This is a genomic window from Cryobacterium sp. 10C3, assembly GCF_034314285.1.
GTDB lineage: Bacteria > Actinomycetota > Actinomycetes > Actinomycetales > Microbacteriaceae > Cryobacterium > Cryobacterium glucosi.
The window spans coordinates 2437762-2456761 of record NZ_JAVIWF010000002.1; the positions used below are offsets into that span (position 1 = coordinate 2437762).

Consider the following 19000-nt stretch of genomic DNA (forward strand, 5'->3'; position numbering starts at 1 on the left):
GACGTCAGCGGCGGACGGCAGCCCGGAGCGGAGCGGTCGCGAAGGCGCGCATGCCGTCCTCGAAGGTGACGGCGGGCATCCAGCCGAGCTCGGTGCGCAGCCGCTCGGAGGACGCGGTGATGTGCCGCACGTCACCGAGCCGGTACTCCCCCGTCGTGACGGGGTCTGGGCCGCCTGCCGCACGGCTGAGCGCCCCGGCCATGTCCCCGATCGTGTGCACGACCCCCGAGCCCACGTTGAACGCCCGGAACAGGGCGGCGGGGGCGTCCGCGGTGTGCTCGAGCGCGGCCAGGTTGGCGGATGCGACATCGGCGACGTGTACGAAGTCGCGGCGCTGCCTGCCATCCTCGAAGACGCGCGGTGCCTCTCCGCGTTCGAGGGCCGACCGGAACAGGGACGCGACCCCGGCGTACGGCGTGTTCTGCGGCATCCCCGGCCCGTAGACGTTGTGGTACCGGAGGGCGATCGCGCGCCCGCCCGTCGAGCGGGCCCAGCTGCTCGCGAGGTACTCCTGGCCGAGCTTGCTCGAGGCGTAGACGTTGCGGGGGTCGAGCGGGTCGTCCTCGGTGACGAGCAGCGGTTCGAGGGGCTCGCCGGTTTCCGGGTCGAGCGGGTCGAACCGGCCGGCGGCGAGGTCGGCCTCCTGGCGCGGGCCGGGCCGGGTGAAGCCGTGCGGGCCGCGGTAGCTGCCCTCGCCGTAGACGACCATGGAGGAGGCGAGCACGAGCCGGCCGATGCCCGCGGTGGTCATGCCCGCGAGGAGCACGGCCGTGCCGACCTCGTTGCTGCGGACATAGTCCGGCGCGTCGGAGAAGGCGACGCCGAGCCCGACCTTCGCGGCCTGGTGGCAGACCGCGTCGACTCCGGAGAGGGCGAGGTCGACCGTCGCCGGGTCCGTCGTGTCGCCGACGAGGAGGTCGACCCGCGCGTCGATCGACGGCAAGCCGCCGTGCACGTCGGGGCGCAGGGAGTCGAGCACGCGCACGTCCCAGCCGCGCCCGAGTGCCTGGCTCACGATGACGCCGCCGATGAACCCGGCGCCGCCCGTGACGAGCAGCCGGGGGCTCACCGGGCGGGCCCGGGTTCGGTCGTCGGCGCGGGCACGGGAACGGGATGCGGAACCGGAGGAGGGCCAGGGGACGGCCGGGGATCCGGCGTCGGCACAGTGCCGGGCTCCGTTTCGGCGTCCGTTGCCGTCTCGGTCGAGAGCCGGGTGGGCTGCCCGGGCCGGACCGGTCGCACGGGCCGGTCGAGCACGGTCCGGACCAGCTCGGGATCGATCAGGGTCCGCGGGGCGTACCCGGCGGGAATGCCGCGGAGGATGCCGTCGATGGCCGCGAGGATCCGGGGCTGCGCCGCGGCCAGCCGAGCGAAGACGAGCTCGGCCGTGACGGCATCCGTCTCGGTAGTCCCGGGCAGAGCTGTCTCGGTCAGGGCTGTCTCGGTTAGGGCTGTCTCGGGCAGGTGCGCCTCGAGAGCGGATGCCGCCGCGTCCGCGCCGGGTTCGGCGGGGGCGAGTCCGGCGTCCGCATCGGTGACGAAGGAGAGGTTGACCGTTCCGATGCCCAGTTCGGATGCGAGGACGACCTCGGGGTACTGGGTCATGTTGACGATGTGGGCGCCGGCCACACGGAACCAGAGCGACTCCGCCCGGGTGGAGAACCGGGGGCCCTGGATCACGACGACGGTCCCTGTGGGCGCGAACCGCTCGCCGAGTGCGTTCAGGGCGGCGACCGCGGTGCGTCGGAGCACCGGGTCGAAGGGGTCGGCAGCGGCGAGGTGCGCGACGACGCCTTCGTCGAAGAAGGTGTCGGCGCGGCCGCTCGTGCGGTCGATGAACTGGTCGGTGACGACGAGGAGCCCCGGCGGGTACTCAGGGCTGACGCCGCCGACGGCGGAGGAGGAGATGATCGCGCGGACGCCGAGGGAGGCGAGCGCCCAGATATTGGCGCGGTAGTTGATCCGGTGCGGCGCCTCGGTGTGCCCCGCTCCATGCCGGGGCAGGAATGCGACCCGACGTCCGGCGCGCTCGCCGACCGTGATCGGCGCGGAGGTCGGCCCGTACGGGGTGTCGACGATGATCGAGGTGACGGTGCCGGCGTCGAAGAGCCGATACAGTCCGGATCCGCCGATCACCGCGATCTCCACCGGGGCATGTGCGAGTGGTTGCGCGGGAGTCTGCTCGGTCACTCTGTGCTCCTCGTTCGGCGGGCGGGGTGTCCAGTCTTGCATCCCGTGGGGCGCACGGCGCGATGGCAGTACGCCCATGATTTCGTTATGTCGGAGAAAATCGCGACACGCAGCATCCACTGACCGCGAAGACGGCGTGTCACGAAAGACTCCGACGTTGCGCTCCTCAGCGGAAAGTCGTCGACCGGAAAGGCGACCGTCAGTGCGTGTAGACCCGGATCGCTTCTGCAAGCGGGCCCGGCGGGCGCACCGGGAACGAGGCGACCATGCCGGCATCCGCATAGCCGACCGACGACACCGTCTCGGAGCCGCCCGACACGATGTACCGCGTCGACGCGAAGAGCGGCAGCGCTCCGGCCGCACCGGCCGCGACCGTCACGCTGCCGGATGCGCCGTTCTCGGCGGTCGCCGTATAGGTCACGTCCTTGGTGCCCTGGTTCAGCAGGTTGAGCAGCGGCGAGGGTCCTGGCGCCGTGACGACGGCGAAGTCGCCGGTGAGCGCGGCGGAGGACGCGAACCAGGCGAAGTCACGACCATTGGTGCCGGTCGCCGAGCTGAGGGCAGAGGCCACGACGGGCTGGTCGCTCGAGACGGTGAGCGAATAGCTGCCGACGGCGAGTCCGGAGAGCGGCACGTCGGTCGCGAGGCCGGGCTGGAGGGTGACCTCGACGGAGGTGCCCGCGGCCTGGCCGCCCGCGCTGATCACTCCGATCTGTACGGTCGCCGCCGTGTCGCCGGGGGCGAGCAGACGCACAGAGGGTGTGTCACTCGCGACCCCGCCCGCGTCGCTTCCGGCGTCGTCCGCGGGAAGGTTCTCGATGCGCAGGCCGGCGATGCTCTGCTCGAGCCTGGGGTCGACGGATGTCCCGAGCAGGTCGACCCCGCCCGTGGCGAGGCCGCGCACGATGCTCTGCTGCAGGGTGGCCACGACCTGGCCGCCGTGGGTCGTCACGTGCACGACGGGAGAGCGGAGGTTCGGCGCGAGGCCGGCGAGGGAGACGACGCGCTGGGCGCCGGGCTGGACGAGGATCCCGGTCGAGCCCGGCGCGGCGACCCGGCCGGATTCGCCGAAGACGTCGAGGTCGACGGTTGCAACGACCGTTGTCGGGTTGCTGAGCAGCACGAGGGTCGTGCGGCCGACATCCGTCGACCCGCCGACGAGCCAGGATTCGCCGGTGGCCTCGCCGCAGGCCGCGACGGCGAGCCCGCCGAGGACGGCCTCCGCTGCGACGGACTGGGACTGGCTGCCGGCCACGAGCGGTGCCGTGGACGCGCCCTTCGCGACGGGGATGTTGAGCTTGACGGGGGCGCCGTCCGTGGTCTTGCGGTTGTCGACGGCGCTGAGCAGGCTCGCGGACGGTGCGCTCCATGCGCCCGCGGGGACCGCGGCCTTGGATGCGGTCGTGGCGGGAGCCCAGGCGCCGGATGCGGTGTCCGGGCGCCCGAGCGAGCTCGCGGACTTCGCCTGCGTCGAGTCCTCTGCGAGGGTGAGCAGCGGACCCGGGCAGACCCGGACCTGCTCGCTCGGAACCGGCGCGACGGCGAGATAGGCCGGGGCGGTGCCGAAGGCTGGCCAGGGCACGACGACGGCGGCCGCTCCGAGCACGCCGGCGACGCCGAGCACGCCGAAGGCGATGAGGAACCGGGCACCGGTCCGGGCGATGGCGCGCTTACCTGGCATTGTTCGGGTCCTCCTGTCCACTCGGACGGTCGGCAGGCTCGACGGGGTCCGTCGCCTTCTCCTCGCGGGGTGACGCTGCCGGTTCTTTTTGCGGAGCTGTGCTGGGGGCGACGTGCTCGGCAATCTCGCCCGCGGTCACGTCGGCAGGGCCGTCCTCGGTCTCGTGGCCGTGGCCCGAAGTGAGGGCGAGGTCGGAGGAGCGCTCCCGTTCCGCGGCGTGCGCGAGTTCGACAGCGGCGGCGAGCTCGCCGGCCTCCGCGGCCTCGGCGGCTTCGGCGGCTGCAGCAGACTCGATCGCCTGGGCGGCCGGGGTGCCCTCGGCCGGCACGATCGCGCCGGCCTTCACGCTGCGCCGCAGTGCGGCGCGAGCCTCGGAGCGGGCGGACCGAGCCTCGGACTTCGCACTGCGTTCTTCGCGGTGGAGATCCCGTGCCTCGGCCTTGCGGTCCTGGGTGTCCGAGCGGGCCGAGCGGCGCATGGCGTCGCGGTTCGCCTGGCGTACGGCTTCGGGGCCTGCCCCGGTCGGGATCGACAGGAGCAGGGCTGAGCCGATCGTGATCGCGGCAAGAAGCAGGGCGGCGAGAGAAGACTCCCCCGGCGTGGGCCGGGACCTCGCTCGCCGTGACACCCGCTGCGGAGGCCGGCCCGTCATGGCGCCAGAGCCGCCCGTACGCGGTGTCCCCGACGGGCACGAGCGCCGCCTCGCCGTCGAGCGCGGTCGTCGCCCTGGCGAGGGTCTCCGTGGCCGCGACGCTTGCCGCCGCGGTACCTCTGCCGGTGTCGGTGAGGGCGGCCGGCCGCAGCAGCACGAAGCGGATGCCGAGGTCGGCCAGTCCGGCCGAGGCATCGAGTCCGCTGCGTGAGGCGAGGTTTCCCGCGAGCGTGGCGAGTTCCTTATCCGCCGCGGAGAGCGTGGTCGTGGTGTTGACGAGGGTGCTCTGCTCGTTGAGGGTGGTGCCCGCGCCGCGCACGATCGTGGCAAGGATGCCGCCGTTGGACTGCGGGACGATTTCGAGGGTGCCGACCCGGGCATCCGTCTGCGCTTCTGCCGTCACGAAGGCGGGCTGGGTGCGGTCGCTGCCCTCATGGACGGCGCTCAGCTCGAGCGGGAGTGCTCCGGCGAGCGGGACGACGGCGACAGCGAGAAGGACGGTTGCGGCGACGGCGGGGGCGACGGCGAAGCGGCGGAACTCGCGCAGGGCGAAGATCACGGCGCCGACGAGGCCGAGCCAGTACAGGCTCAGGCCGGAGCCGGGCCAGATGCTGACGCTCGCGGCGCCCGTCGTCGCGAGGCTGAGCTGCGTCGCGGCGATCGCGGTGCCGGCGCCGAGCAGGGCGGTCAGGACCGCGACGCTCGCGCTGCGGATGCTGGGCAGGAACAACGAGAGTGCGGCGAGGATCGCGAGCGGGGCGAACAGGACCGGGATGATCCAGGACAGCGGCAGGCCCTGCAACGCGGGGGCCTGGCCCAGCAGCGTGCTCCAGCCACCGAAGTCGCCGGTCGGGAAGCCGAGCAGCAGCTGCCAGTCCGGGGCGGGGGTGCTGGGCACCGGCACCCCGGGGTCGGCGAGGAGCGCGAGCCACGAGCCGCGCAGGCCCTGGTCCAGGATCAGCGGGAGCGCGAGGGCGACGGCGGGCAGCGGGATGCCGATGAACCGGGCGATGCCGCGTCCGCTGGCGACCGAGCAGAGCAGCCACAGGATGAGCAGCGCGGGCGTGAGCGAGGGGGCGCAGAACAGCACGGCGGCGAAGAGCAGGGATGCTGTCGCCGACGCGGACCACGACCGGCCGGCGGAATAGCCGGCGAAGAACAGCCAGGGCAGCAGCAGGTGCGCGAGGATCGCGGCAGGGTGACCAGCCGAGAACGCCGTGAGGAAGGTCGGGGCGAGCACCCACAATGCTGCGGCGGTGAAGCGGAGGAGCCCGCGGTCGGTCAGGCGGGTCGCCGCGAGCCAGGCGCCGAGTGCCGCGAGCGGGAGGGCGACGAAGTAGAGCAGCACGAGCGAGTACGACGGGGCCCAGAACGTGAGCGAGCCGAGCACGGCGAGCACGGCGGCGAACGGATCTGCGGCGCCGACGAAGCCGAGGCCGAGGTCGCGCCAACCATAGCCGACGCTCGCCCAGAGCCCGGCCGGGGTGCTCGACAACGGCAGGAGTCCCCCGCCGGCGAGGTTCTGCGCACCGAGCAGTGAGGCGAACATGATGATTCCGACGAGCGCAGCCGCGAGCACGGTCCAGGCGCCGCCGCTCGCGAAGAAGCGGATCTCCGGACGGTCAGCACCGATGCCGACGAGCACCGCTTCGCGCTTGAGGGCGTGCCTGCGGCGGACCTCTGCATTCGTCAGGCGCAGGGACGCGATCGACCCCCAGCCGAGCGTGCGGGTCTCGGCGAGTCGACGGCGGGCGTTGTGCACCCGGGAGCCACTGAACGCGGTGCGGAATGCGGCCGAGAACTCGCCGGGAATCGCGCCGGGCTCCTTCTGCAGCAGCGCTCCGATGGAGCGGAAGAAGGCGAAGGGCACGAGCGCGATCCAGTGCAGGGGGATCAGCCACCCCGCGGAGTAGACGAGGCGCCGGTGCAGCTGTGCGGTCCTGGCCACCCGGAGTCGCTTGCGGCGGGCCCGTCCGCGCGAGGACCCGCTGAGCCCGGCGACACCGTCGCCCGCCGAGGCGACGCGCGCCGCGGCGACGACGGACACCCGGCGGCCGGACAGGCGCACGCGCACGCAGAAGTCGAGGGCGTCGTCCGCGGACGGCAGGCCGGGGTCGAAACCGCCGAGCTGGTTCCAGACGCTGTGGCGCACGAGCATTCCGCCGGCGTCGACGGCGAGCACGTCGCTCATGCCGTCGTGCTGGCCCTGGTCGAGTTCGCTCTCGACGAGGGTCACGGTCGCCCCGCCGGGCGTCATCGACAGGCCGACGTCGTGGATGTAGTCGTGGGCGCGCCAGTCCATGATCTTGGGTCCGGCGACGGCGACGGAGGGTGCGATCTCGAGTTCGCCGAGCAGCGCTTCGAGCGCGCCGGGTTCGGGGGCACTGTCCTGGGCGAGCAGCCAGAGCATCTCGCTGTCGGATTCCGGCGGCGCCATCACGCGCACGGCGGCGGCGATCGCCTGCCCGAAGGTCAGGTCGGAGTCGGCGGAGATGAAGTGCGTCGGACCGTGCGCGGCGAGGAGCTGGGCCGTCGCGTCGCTGGATCCACAGTCGACGGTGATGACGACATCCGGCTGACGGGTTTGCCGACTCAGAGCCTCGAGAGTGCGCTCAAGGTGTTTCGCGCCGTTGCGGGCGACAAGGATGGCTGTGACTCGTGCATGCATATCAAGCCAAGCCTAGGTTGCATCGTCGTTGTGCGGTGGCCCCTGGACGGGCGTGCCCGATATGCACGGCCCGATTCACGCGGCCGATGTGGGTGGGAACGGCGTCAGCTGGCGCGCTTGCGCAGTTTGCGCCGCTCGCGTTCGGAGAGACCGCCCCAGATGCCGAAGCGTTCGTCGTTGGCGAGCGCGTACTGCAGGCACTGGGTGCGCACCTCGCACGAGGTGCAGATCTTCTTCGCGTCCCGGGTGGAGCCGCCCTTTTCGGGGAAGAACGCCTCGGGGTCGGTCTGGGCGCACAGCGAATCCGCCTGCCAGGCGAGGGCGTCGCCTTCGTCGGGAAGGGTGTGTCCGGTGCTGTCCTTGCGAATTCCGGGAATGCCCAAGCGAACGGGATCGACGAACCAGTCCTCGGGTACTCCGGAACGATACTCGGCTTGCGTCATATCGTCTCCCACCCCTTGCAATACGTGCCCTAATAACTCGTCCGCACTAATTACAGCCGTGTAATTCCCCCACGTCAAGTCGCCGATAATAAACCCTCAATGTCGGCTGGAGAGTTTCGACTCGCCCAAAGACTGAAAATGTGACCTCGCCGGGGGCTTGACGAATATGCGTCCAGAGCCCTATGAAACGGATGCCGCCTGCCGCGATTCCCAGGCGCTGCGCACCATTTCTTCGAGGCTGTGCCGCATCTTCCAGTCGAGGTCGCGTGCCGCGAGCGCGCCGCTCGTGACGATGCGGTCGGGGTCGCCGGCCCGGCGGGGACCGATGTCTGGCGTGAAGTCGATGCCGGTCACGCGGGCGACCGTCGTCATGATCTCGCCGACGGAGACGCCGTCGCCGCTGCCGAGGTTGTAGACGGGTTCGATCGCCGTGCCGGCGTCGAGGAGTCGGGCGGCCGCGACGTGCGAGACGGCGAGGTCGGCGACGTGGATGTAGTCGCGCACGCAGGTGCCGTCGGGGGTCGCGTAGTCGTTGCCGTTGATCCGCGGGGTGCGGCCGGCGAGGAGCGCGTCGAAGATGATCGGGAACAGGTTGTGCGGGCTCGTGTCGCGGAGCTCGCGAGCACCGGAGCCGACAACGTTGAAGTAGCGGAGCGCGGTGTAGCTGAGTCCGGCCGCGACGGCCTGGTCGCGGAGCAGCCACTCGCCGATGAGCTTGGTCTCGCCGTACGGGGACTCCGGGCTCTTCGGGGTCTCCTCGGTGACGAGCGAGGTCGTCGGGGTGCCGTAGACGGCCGCGCTCGAGGAGAACACCATCCGCTTCACGTCGGCTTCCTGCATTGCAGCAAGGAGGGTGGCCATGGCCGTGACGTTCTGCTCATAGGTGTGCAGCGGGCGCTGCACCGAGACCCCGGCGTACTTGAAACCGGCGACGTGCACGACGCCCGTGATCGGGTGATCGGAGAAGGTGTTGAGGAGAAGGGGGCCGTCGAGCAGGTCGCCGTGAACGAACGGCACGGACTCAGGGACGAATTCGGCGTGGCCGCTCGAGAGGTCGTCGACCACGACGACGTCGATGCCCTCGGCGAGGAACGCGCGGACGATGTGGGATCCGATATACCCGGCTCCGCCGGTGACAAGCCACGCCATGTTTACCCTCGCAGGATCGCTCGGCAACCTAGCGATGCCGGTGCTGCCAGCCTAGCGTTCGGGCCGATTCCGGCGCTGCGCGCCCCTGCGCCGCTTCGCGCCAGGCGTGCCAGGCGCGAAGCAGCGGAAGTAGCGCGTGTGGGTCAGGGCCAGTCGTCGTCGGGGCCGTGGGTGCGCCGGGCGATCTGCGGGTCGCCGTAGCCGTCGCGGGTCACCGTGCTGAACGTCGCGACGGCGCTCCAGAGGGTGAGGAGGGCGAGAACCAGGACCAGGAATGTCGTCATGGCAGGAACTCTAGGCATTGCGATATCCTGCCGCGAGTGGCAGTCTTGCCAGTGTTCGACCATTTCCTGCCAATGCCGTTTCCGGAGGTTCGCATGCCCGCCGCGCTCGCCCCTGCCTCGCTCAACAAGGTCGTCTGCATCGCCCTGCCCGACATGGCGCCGTTCGAGTTCGGCGTGATCTGCGAGGTCTTCGGCATCGACAGGAGCGACACCGGCGGTCCCGTGTTCGACTTCCACGTGACGGCCGCCGAGCCCGGGCCGATCCGCACCAAGCTCGGCTTCGACATCATCGTAACGGAAGACCTCTCCGCGGCGGCCGACGCCGACCTGCTCGCGATTCCCGCATTCGACAAGGGCACGCCGGTGCATCCCGCCGTGCTGCAGGCCGTGCGCGACGCCGAGGCCCGGGGCGCCTGGGTGCTGAGCGTCTGCAGCGGCGCGTTCGTGCTCGGCGAGGCGGGCATCCTCGACGGCCGGCGCAGCACCACGCACTGGATGTACACGGATGCCCTCGCGCGCCGATTCCCCCAGACCCGGGTCGACCCCGACGTGCTCTTCGTCGAGGACCGCCGCGTGGTGACCGGGGCCGGTACTGCGGCCGGCATCGACGCGTGCCTGCACATCGTGCGGAAGGTGCTCGGGGCATCCGTCGCCAACAACATCGCCAGGCGGATGGTCGTGCCGCCTCAGCGCGACGGCGGCCAATGCCAGTTCATCGAGGCACCTGTCGTCGACTGCGACAGCGACTCGTTCGCGAGCGTGACCGCGTGGATGCTCGAGAACCTCGACCGCGAGCTGCCCGTCGAGGAGCTCGCCCGGCGCTCGCTGATGTCGCCGCGCACCTTCGCCCGGCGCTTCCGCGCGGAGCTCGGCACGACGCCGACGGCGTGGCTCAACCGGCAGCGCCTGCTGCGGGCGCAGCAGTTGCTCGAGGAGAGCACGCGGAGCCTCGAGGAGATCGCCGGCGACACCGGGTTCGGCGGGGCCGCCGTGATGCGGCACCACTTCCTCAAGGTGCTGCAGACCACCCCGACCGCGTACCGGCGCACCTTCGGGGCCCGCCGCGCCGGCTGACCGTCGTGCTCCTCCCCGCCCCGCCCCCTGACGAATTCGACGGAGATTTTGCCCGGAAAGCGCTTCAAACGCGTCCTAACGTGCCAAGAACTCAAAAAGTCCGTCGAATTGGTGAGCGCTCGACAACGGATGCCGCGGCGCGGGCCGGCCAGCCCTGCTCGCGCGAGGCTAGACGCGCGTTTCGCCCTCGGAAGACTCGGCGGATGTCCGGCGCGGCCGCATCCGCCCCGGGAAGGCCGGGAAACCCGTCACCCGGGAGAGCTGATAGTCATCGACGAGTGAGCACCGCATCGCGCGCTCGCAGAGTTCCCACTTGTGGCGCATCAGTTTGTAGCTGAAACGGAGCGTGCGCCCGTTCCGCGCAACCACCGCGAGGACTCGCTCGCGGTCGGCCTCGAATGCCGCCGAGTCGTTATGCCATTCCTCGCCGTCAACTTCGACGAATGTCGACGGGCCGATCTGACCGTCAAGGCGGCCGACTCCCACGACGACGGGTTGCGGCACGAAAGGGATGCCCGCGTGCAGGCATTTGAGTCGGAACTCTGTCTCGCCGCCCGCCTCGGCCCGCGCGTCGACCTCGGACCGCCACGATCGGGTGCGGCGCGGCGCCCTGGCAAAGATGACGTCGAGATCCTCCTCCGTGATACCGATCTGGTGTTCACGGGCACCATGCAGAGCCGCGTCGATACAGACAATCGCGGTCACCCGGTCGTGGGTGCAGAGGATGTGGACAAGCGTGTCGGTCAGGCTCGTTCGCCAGACGAAGGGGCCCCGGCGCGGGTTCGGCTCCTCGGTCCAGGTCACGCGGATGTTGCTGTCGCCCACGTTCAAGCGAGCGCGCATATCGCCTGGCCGGCGCAAACCCCGTGCGGCGACCGGCACCGCGACGTGGAGCTTTCGCGTCTGCGGCGTCCAGAGGCCGTAACTGCGAAGTGCGCTCAGCCCAGTGAGCCGGCCACCGATCCGCACCGCCTCGACCGCGGACGGCGGTGCCCAGGGGACCGTGTACCAACCCTTGCGCACCCGGACGATCTCCCCGCGCAGCCCCGCACCCCTCAGCGCGCCATCGCCCCAGCCTCGGTCACGGAGCCAGGCCCGCTTGGCGAACAGGCCGAGGCCCACGATGTCGGCGGTGAGGGTGCCCATGCCGGAAGCCTGCAGTGCCAGGCGGACCCGGCCGCCGGCATCCGCCACTCTGTGGACAACCGCGGACACCCACCCCCTGTCGAGGACAGCCGCGCCCGCCGTCCCCTAACGAATTCGACGGAGATTTTGACGGGATAGTGCTTCAAACGCGTCCTAACGGGCCAGAAACTCAAAAAGTCCGTCGAATTGGTTGGGCGAATAGTCGGGGCGCCGGGGCACCTCGGAGCGGACCGAGGCTATGAGCCGAGCGGGGACTAGGGGGTTGTGGCGAGGAAGACGTCTCCGGCGCCCGCGAAGGTGAGGGTGCCCTCGTCGGGGGTGATGTAGACCGATTCGCCGCGCTTCAGGGTGACGGATGCCGTGGCACCGGCCACGAGGAAGCCTCCGGCCGTGCAGAGCGCGATTCCCGGTCCCGTGAGCGTGAACTGGCGCATCGGGACCCCGGCGGCGGGAGCGGCAGCATCCGCCGCAGAGGCCTCGATGTGCACGAGCGCGAAGTCGTCCACGTCGGGCCGGTACTCGGACACGCCGGGCGTGTGCACGATCGGGGCCAGGTAGGGCACCGGAACCGGAGAGAAGGCGAGCACGTCGAGAAGTTCGTCGACGTCGATGTGCTTGGGGGTGAGCCCGCCGCGGAGCACGTTGTCCGACGCCGCCATGAGTTCGATGCCGAGCCCGAGCAGGTAGGCGTGGATGTTGCCGGCCGGCAGATAGAGGGCCTCTCCGCGTTTCAGGGAGACCCGGTTGGTCAGGAGGGAGATCACGATGCCGGGGTCGCCGGGGTACGCCACGGCGAGGTCGCGCACGGTCGCGAGCTCGAGCGGGAACCGGATCGCGGCCCCGCCCTCCGCGAGATACACGGCGTCCTTCGCGAGGCTGACCACGCGCTCGACGAGCCAGGAGACCTCGCCGGTGTCGCCGCCGCGCCCGTCACGCAGCAGCCAGTCCACGGTGTCCCGCAGGCCGGTGTCACCGAGCAGCCGGCTCTCGAGGGCGTCGAGGGCTCCGGGCTGCGGGTTCTCCGACGCGGCGTCGAGGGCGCGCAACTCCCCCACGATGCGCCGCACCTCGCCGAGCTCGCGGAAACCGCAGAGCGCCTCGAAGGTCTCGCTCAGCGCGAAGATGATCTCGGGCTTGTGGAACTGGTCGCGGTAGTTGCGGTCGAAGGCATCGATGGGGACGCCCGCGGCGTTCTCGAGGGCGAAGCCGGTGCGCGCCCGCTCACTCGTGGGATGCGCCTGCAGCGAGAGCGGGCTCGCGGCGGCGAGCACCTTGAGCAGGAACGGCAGCCGCGGCGGCACCGACCCTGCGTCGGTCTCCCGCTCCGCGAGCGCGGAGCCGAGCGCCCTCTCGGGGTCCGCGAGGATCCAGTCGACGAGGGTCCTGGCCCCGCCCGTGCGCGAGGGATCCTCGATTACCGACGGCGACCCCGGGTGCGCCCCGAGCCAGAGTTCGGCCTCCGGCTTGCCAGATGGAGTCGTGCCGAGCAGCCCCGAGATCGCGGTCGTCGAGCCCCACGCGTAGTCCCGCGGTGTATTGCTGATGCCCACAAACATGACTGCTCCTGTACGTCTCGTGCGACTCGGTTGAGTCCAAACTATCAAGGCGCCCACGGATGCCCGGCGACGGTCCCTCTTGACACTCGCGACCTTAACCGGTTTAGTTGGGAGTGCTGAACCGGTTCAGTACTCAAAGGAGAGTCACGCATGACGCACAATGCCGTTCGTTTCCGTTTCACCCCGCGCCGATCGGCGCTCGGCTCCGTCGCCCTCGCGAGCGCGGTCTCGCTGCTGCTGTGGGGAGCCGGTGCGGGAGCCGCGGCCGCGCAGCCCGGCCGGCCGGCCGCATCCGTCGCCGGCGGCACCGCAACCGCTGTCGACAGCACCACAACGCCACCGGCCCCCGTCGCAGGCCAGCCGCTCACCAACCTCGCACACCTGGACTTCCTGCTCGACGCAGTTCCGCTCACGCAGACCGCGGAGCACACGACCTACCGCCTCGCCGAGCAGCCGACCGCGCAGGCGCCATGGACCTACGCCAACCGCAACGCGGACGGGAGCTACACTCGCATCGGCGGCGGCTCCCTCGACGCAGGCACCGGCCACTGGAGCCAGGGCGCATACAACGCCGACGACATCGCCCGCACCGCCGTCGTCTACCTGCGGCACTGGAAGCTCACCGGCGACGCCTCGAGCCGCGACCACGCGGTGCAGACCCTGCGCGCCCTGACCTACCTCCAGACCGCGACCGGACCGAACGCCGGCAACGTCGTGCTCTGGCAACAGGCCGACGGCACGCTGACCCCGAGCGCAACGCCCAAAGAGCTTCCGGACCCGAGCGACTCCGCGGAGTCGTACTGGGTCGCCCGCACCCTCTGGGCCCTCGGCGAGGGCTACGCGGCCTTCTCGGGCACCGGCGCCGGCGGAGACCCCGCCTTCGCCGCGTTCCTCCAGGACCGGCTGCACCTCAGCCTCGACGCGCTCAACCGGCAGTCCCTCGCCCGGTACGGCACCTTCGACGTCGCCGACGGCGTGAAGGTCCCGGCCTGGCTCATCGCCGGCGGGGCGGATGCCTCGGCAGAGGCCGCCATCGGCCTCGCCACCTTCAGCGCGGCCGACCCCGGCGACACCGTGGTGCGCACCGCGCTCACCCGGCTGACCGAGGGCGTCGCCGCGATGTCCTCCGGTTCGCTCACCCAGTGGCCGTTCTGCGCGATCCTGCCGTGGAACAAGTCGCAGTCGCTCTGGCACGCCTGGGGCGGCCTGGCCCCTGCCGCCGTCGCGACGGCCTCGACCGTGCTCGGCCGGCCCGACCTACTGAAAGCCGCCGTCGCCGACTCCGCCCAGTTCACCCCGCAGCTCCTCGCCGCCGGCGGGGCGGACAACGCGTGGAGCCCGACCCCCGGCGAGGCGCAGATCGCCTACGGCGTCGACTCCCGGGTCGAAGGCCTCGTCGCGACCGCGAAGGCCGCGAACGCGCCCGGCCTGCTCGACGTCGCCGCGATCTACGCCGGCTGGTTCTTCGGCGCCAACCGCAGCGGCCTCCCGGCATACAACCCGGCGACAGGCACCGCGATCGACGGCATCGAGCGCGACGGCCGGGTCAACCCGAACTCGGGCGCCGAATCCACGATCCACACCCTGCTGACCATGCTCGCCCTCGACGCGAACCCCGAGCTCAGGGCCAAGGCGCTCGGAATCGAGAAGACCGTCGCAACCGCAGGACTCAGCGTCGTCGAAGCCGAGTCCGGCACGATCACCGGCGGCTCGGTCGTCACCCCCGCATCGGCGTGGACCGGCGAGGCCAACCTCTCCGGCGGTGCGTACGTGAGCCTCACGAAGGGCGGGTCGCTCAGCGTCCCCGTCCCGGCGAACGACCAGGCCCGCAACGTCTACCCGATCGTGAACCAGACCGAAGCCCGCTCAGGGAACACGAGCTGGGCATCCGCCCGGGCAGCGCTCGGCAGCACGGCGAACGGTGGCGCGGGGGCGCAGGGAATCACGGATGCCCCAGGCCGCCTGCTGCCGCTCTCACTGTCCCGCACGCTGCCGGCCGGCTCGACCGCTGTGACCGGCACGTCGAGCGGGGCTGCGGCGATCGACGCGCTGCTGCTGCAGCCGCTCGTGTCCACAGTCACGGTGACCGGACCGGCCGGCGATTCGACGCTGTACGTGAGCGCCGCGCGGGAGTCCAGTGTGCGGCCCGTGCTCGTGCCGCGCGGGTTCCGGCTGGAGCAGGCCGCTTACGATGCCGCTGGCCGGCCGATCGCCCACGCGGATGAGCGGGGGAACCCGGCTCGCGCATCCGTCACGGTCGCCCCCGGCGGCTTCACGGTCACGCACCTGACCCGGCGCTGATGCCCAGCCCGCCCCTGACCTGTGGTCAGGGGCGGGCGCGCGGGGGTCAGGCGAGGGTGAGGAAGAGCTTCTCGAGTTCGTCGACCGTGAGCGCGTTCGGGGTGTCCGGGTTGTCGATGCAGTCGCGCATCGCGGTCGACACGATCACGAAACCCGCCTTGTCGAGGGCGCTCGACACCGCGGCGAGCTGGGTCACGACGTCCTTGCAGCTACCGCCGGATTCGACCGCGGCGATCACCGCGCCGAGCTGGCCCTGTGCCCGGCGCAACCGGTTCAGGATCTTCTTCTGGTTCGCGGCGTGCGCGGCCCCTGCACAGCGGTGGGCTGAACGGCGGCATCCGCTACGGCGACAGTTTCAGTAGTCATCTCAGGCCTTTCCGGAAACGGGCAGCCCGGCGCGCTGCCACGCGTCCATGCCGCCGACGACGTTGATCGCGTCGATGCCCTGCGCCGCGAGGAAGCCGGTCGCCTGGGCGCTGCGCCCGCCGAGGTGGCACACCACGTAGACGGGGCCCGTGCGCGGCACCTCGTCGACGCGCTGCACGAGCTCGCCGAGCGGGATCAACCGCACTCCCTCGGCGTGGACAGTGTCGTATTCGGACTGTTCGCGCACGTCGACGACGGCGGGGTGGTCGAGCGCGGCGAGTTCCGTGACGGTGATTTCCTTCATGCGACGATCCTTTCGGTGGAGAGAGCGGGAACTACGGGGGAAACAGGAGGAGCAGGAGCGACCGCGGCGCGGGGCGACGCGGCGAGCGCCGCGGCCCCCGCCGCCCAAGTCTTGTAGCCTCCATCGAGGTTACGCACCTCACGGCCGAGCTGGCTGAGCAGCCGCGCGGCGGTGTGCCCGCGCTGCCCGACCTGGCAGTGCACCACGAGCGGCCCGGCCGGCAGGTCGCCGAACCGGTCGCGGAGCTCGTCGAGCGGCACATTGACCGCCCCCGGGATGCTCCCGGCCGCGAACTCGCCCGCCGTGCGCACATCGACCAACGCCTCGCCCGCGGCGAGCGCCGCGGACAGTTCGTGCCACTGCAGGCTGCGGGTGGTGCCGGCCGCGAGGTTGTCCGCGACGTAGCCGAGCTGGTTGATCGGATCCTTCGCCGAGCCGTACTGCGGCGCATAGGCGAGCTCCAGCCGGCTGAGAGCGGATGCCGTCAGCCCGCCGGCCATCGCCGTCGCGATCACGTCGATCCGCTTGTCGACCCCGTGACCGCCCACGATCTGGGCGCCGAGGATCGCGTCCGTCGCGGCATCAACCAGGAGCTTGACCGACATCTGCTCGGCCCCCGGGTAGTAACCGGCGTGGTCGCTCGGGTGGGTGTGCACGACCCGGTGCCCCCGGCCGGAGGCCAGCAGGCGCCGTTCACTCCAGCCGACCATGGCGACGGTCGTGCCGAAGACGCCGACGATCGCGACGCCGAAGGCCGGCTCCGCGGCGACGGCGACCCCGGAAGCGCCGGCTGCGCTGTCGGCAATGCTGTCCGCGGCGGCGCGGCCGTGCCGGTTGGCGAGCCCGGCCATTGCGATCCGGGTCGGCCCGCCGCTGATCGCATCGATCTTCTCGGCGCCGTCGCCTACGGCATAGATGAGCGGGTCGCTCGTCCGCTGGGTGTCGTCCACCCAGATCGCACCGCTCTCGCCGATCCGCAGTCCGGCCGCAGCGGCGAGCGAGGTGTCCGGAAGCACTCCGGTCGCCTCGATGATCAGGTCAGCCGCGACATCCGTTCCGTCGCTGAGCAGCACGCGCCCGGCGGATGTGCCCCGCACCGAGGTGTCCACCCGCACGTCCACGCCGTGCGCTTTCAGCACCGCGGCAACCGGGGCCGCCATCTCGGGGTCGAGCGGCCCGAGCACCTGGCCGGCGAATTCGACGGCCGTGACCTGCACGCCGCGCAGGACGAGGTTCTCGACAGCTTCGAGGCCGATGAAGCCGGCGCCGATCACGACGGCGGCGACCGTGGCGGCGGGGCCAGTGACAGCGGAGCCCGGCCCGGACGCGCGCGTGAGGAGCGCGGTGATCTGGTCGACGTCGTCGACCGTGCGCAGGGTGTGCACCGGCAGGTCCGACCCGGCAGGGAGCACGCTGCGGGTCGTCGCCCCTGCCGCGAGCACCAGACGGTCATAGCCTTCGGTCGTGATGGTCCCCGTCACCGTGTCCCGCACGCTGACCGTCCGGGCCGCACGGTCGATGCCGGTGACCTCGTGGTCGATGCGCACGTCGAGGCGGAAACGACTCGCGAGTGACTCGGGCGTCTGCAGCAGCAGCGCCGACCGGTCTTCGATGAGGCCGCCCACGTAGTACGGCAGCCCGCAGTTCGCGAAGGACACGTAGTGCCCGCGCTCGAATACGATGATTTCTGCCGCTTCGTCGAGCCGGCGCATCCGCGTCGCAGCGGACATGCCGCCGGCCACTCCGCCCACAATAAGAATCTTCATGGCTGAACTATACCCCCATGGGTATAAAAATGTCTGGGTGGCTGTGTGCTCGACAGCAGCCGGGCGGGAACCCCGGCAGTACTCTAGGACTCATGCCCGCCGTACAGAGCCGTTTCGTCGTCCGGTCCTTTGCGACGCTCGTGTTCTTCACGGCCCTCGCCGGTCAATTCTGGCGCAACCTGCTCGGCTGGTGGGGCTTCGGCGCCATCGCGGTCGTGGTTCTCGTCGGCAGCGTGGTGTTGCTCGTCCGCCTGAAGCCGGACTGGGTCTGGTCGAAGTTCCCGCGCTCGATCGGCGTCTTCCTCGTGATCACGACGCTGTCCATCGCCTGGTCCTTCTACCCGGGCGCCTCGGCCATCGGCGTCGCCGTGCTCTGGGCCACGACGATCGCCGCGCTCTTCCTCGCCCTCGTGCTCAGCTGGGCCGAACTGCTCCGCACCCTGGCCGCGGCGCTCCGCTGGGTGATCGCCCTGTCGCTGCTCTTCGAAGTGATCGTCGGCGCCTTCGTGCGGCAGCCGGTGCTCCCGCTCTGGGTGTCCTACCCCGGCGAGAAGATCCCGGACGCGTTCTACTGGTCCCGCGGCCTGCTCTTCCACGGCGGCCCGATCGAGGGCATCGTCGCCAACCGCAACCTGCTCGGCTTCGTCGCTCTCCTTGCGGTCATCGTCTTCGCGGTACAGCTCGCCGCCCGCACAGTCCGGCGCGGCTGGGGCATCGCCTGGCTCGCCGCCGCCGCGGTCGTGCTGGTGCTGACCCGCTCGGCGACCGTGACCCTCGCCGCCGGCTTCGTCGCGATCGTGCTGATCTTCGCCCTCTGGACCCGCCGCCGCGGCCCGCAGCGCCGCCGTCCCGTCTATGTCGCCGCCACAGGCCTCATCGTCGCCGGCTGGGTCGCGGTGGCAACCCTGTCGCCGTGGCTGCTCAGCCTCTTCGGTAAAAGCGAGGACCTCACCGGCCGCCTCGACATCTGGGCGAGCGTCACCGGCCTCGCCGAGCAGCGGCCGGCATTCGGCTGGGGCTGGGTCAGCTACTGGGTGCCGTGGGCCGAACCCTTCGCGGGCCTCGCGAACCGCAAGGGCGTCGTCTACCTGCAGGCGCACAACGCCTGGCTCGACGTCTGGTTCCAGGTCGGGGTGATCGGCCTCATCGCCTTCGTCGCGATCGTCGCCGGCGCACTCTGGCGGTCCTGGTTCCTCGCGGTCGACCGGCCGCGCACGACCGTCTCCGACACCGCCCCGTACACCGTCTCCGCCCTGCTCCCGCTGCTCCTGATGGCCGCGCTCATCGCCCAGAGTGTCGCAGAGAGCCGGCTGCTCATCGAATACGGCTGGGTTCTCCTCGTGCTCGTCAGCGTCACCACCAAGAGACAGCAGGCCTTGAACCGGCCGATGCCCTAGGCATCCGTGTGACTGCGAAACAC

The 19000-nt window shown here is 71.1% G+C and carries 14 protein-coding genes and 1 pseudogene; 3 read left to right on the top strand and 12 right to left on the bottom strand.

Going from position 1 to position 19000, the window contains the following annotated elements; translation table 11 throughout:
* Nucleotides 1-4 precede the first annotated feature (4 nt).
* From RGU41_RS12570 to RGU41_RS12600, 7 genes and pseudogenes are all read right to left on the bottom strand, one after another.
* On the bottom strand, nt 5-1069 hold the full coding sequence (locus RGU41_RS12570) for an NAD-dependent epimerase/dehydratase family protein (protein WP_322136372.1): 1065 nt from the start codon (nt 1067-1069) through the stop codon (nt 5-7).
* Entirely contained in the window at nt 1066-2190 is a 1125-nt protein-coding gene (locus RGU41_RS12575) for an MTAP family purine nucleoside phosphorylase (RefSeq protein ID WP_322136373.1), read from the bottom strand. Before RGU41_RS12575 ends, RGU41_RS12570 begins: the two co-directional genes overlap by 4 nt.
* A 199-nt stretch (nt 2191-2389) precedes the next feature.
* Nucleotides 2390-3871 (bottom strand): DUF5719 family protein, encoded by a 1482-nt coding sequence (locus RGU41_RS12580; protein WP_322136374.1) that lies wholly within the window; start codon nt 3869-3871, stop codon nt 2390-2392.
* A 2612-nt stretch (nt 3872-6483) separates the two neighbouring features.
* Nucleotides 6484-7191 (bottom strand): annotated as a pseudogene (locus RGU41_RS12585) (glycosyltransferase family 2 protein); the annotation flags it as partial.
* A gap of 104 nt (nt 7192-7295) precedes the next feature.
* Nucleotides 7296-7634, bottom strand: a complete 339-nt coding sequence (locus RGU41_RS12590) for a WhiB family transcriptional regulator (RefSeq protein WP_134449029.1) — start codon at nt 7632-7634, stop codon at nt 7296-7298.
* Between the two features lie 180 nt (nt 7635-7814).
* Nucleotides 7815-8783 carry a UDP-glucose 4-epimerase GalE gene (gene galE / locus RGU41_RS12595; RefSeq protein WP_134449030.1) on the bottom strand — a complete coding sequence of 323 codons (969 nt, stop codon included), beginning with the start codon at nt 8781-8783 and terminating at the stop codon, nt 7815-7817.
* Between the two features lie 143 nt (nt 8784-8926).
* A complete protein-coding gene (locus tag RGU41_RS12600; protein WP_322136375.1) occupies nt 8927-9067 on the bottom strand; it encodes a hypothetical protein in 141 nt (46 codons plus the stop codon).
* Nucleotides 9068-9160: 93 nt separating this feature from the next.
* Between RGU41_RS12600 and RGU41_RS12605 the strand changes: the two genes are divergently transcribed.
* On the top strand, nt 9161-10141 hold the full coding sequence (locus RGU41_RS12605) for a GlxA family transcriptional regulator (RefSeq protein ID WP_134449031.1): 981 nt from the start codon (nt 9161-9163) through the stop codon (nt 10139-10141).
* Nucleotides 10142-10309: 168 nt separating this feature from the next.
* On the opposite strand, the gene RGU41_RS12610 is transcribed toward RGU41_RS12605, so the two are convergent.
* Nucleotides 10310-11287 (bottom strand): hypothetical protein, encoded by a 978-nt coding sequence (locus tag RGU41_RS12610; protein WP_322136376.1) that lies wholly within the window; start codon nt 11285-11287, stop codon nt 10310-10312.
* A 254-nt stretch (nt 11288-11541) separates the two neighbouring features.
* Complete coding sequence (gene manA / locus RGU41_RS12615; protein ID WP_134449032.1) at nt 11542-12843, bottom strand: mannose-6-phosphate isomerase, class I; 1302 nt, start codon at nt 12841-12843, stop codon at nt 11542-11544.
* Between the two features lie 150 nt (nt 12844-12993).
* Between manA and RGU41_RS12620 the strand changes: the two genes are divergently transcribed.
* Nucleotides 12994-15144: a hypothetical protein gene (locus RGU41_RS12620; protein ID WP_322136377.1), complete on the top strand. Its 2151-nt coding sequence runs from the start codon at nt 12994-12996 to the stop codon at nt 15142-15144.
* Nucleotides 15145-15190: 46 nt separating this feature from the next.
* Here the strand turns inward: RGU41_RS12620 and RGU41_RS12625 are convergent, their stop codons facing one another.
* The 3 genes from RGU41_RS12625 to RGU41_RS12635 form a co-directional block, all read right to left on the bottom strand.
* Complete coding sequence (locus RGU41_RS12625) at nt 15191-15424, bottom strand: metal-sensitive transcriptional regulator (RefSeq protein ID WP_322137348.1); 234 nt, start codon at nt 15422-15424, stop codon at nt 15191-15193.
* An 87-nt stretch (nt 15425-15511) separates the two neighbouring features.
* Complete coding sequence (locus RGU41_RS12630; protein ID WP_322136378.1) at nt 15512-15814, bottom strand: rhodanese-like domain-containing protein; 303 nt, start codon at nt 15812-15814, stop codon at nt 15512-15514.
* Nucleotides 15811-17580: an FAD-dependent oxidoreductase gene (locus RGU41_RS12635; protein ID WP_322136379.1), complete on the bottom strand. Its 1770-nt coding sequence runs from the start codon at nt 17578-17580 to the stop codon at nt 15811-15813. Before RGU41_RS12635 ends, RGU41_RS12630 begins: the two co-directional genes overlap by 4 nt.
* A gap of 92 nt (nt 17581-17672) precedes the next feature.
* Between RGU41_RS12635 and RGU41_RS12640 the strand changes: the two genes are divergently transcribed.
* A complete protein-coding gene (locus tag RGU41_RS12640; RefSeq protein ID WP_322136380.1) occupies nt 17673-18977 on the top strand; it encodes an O-antigen ligase family protein in 1305 nt (434 codons plus the stop codon).
* Nucleotides 18978-19000: the final 23 nt, after the last annotated feature.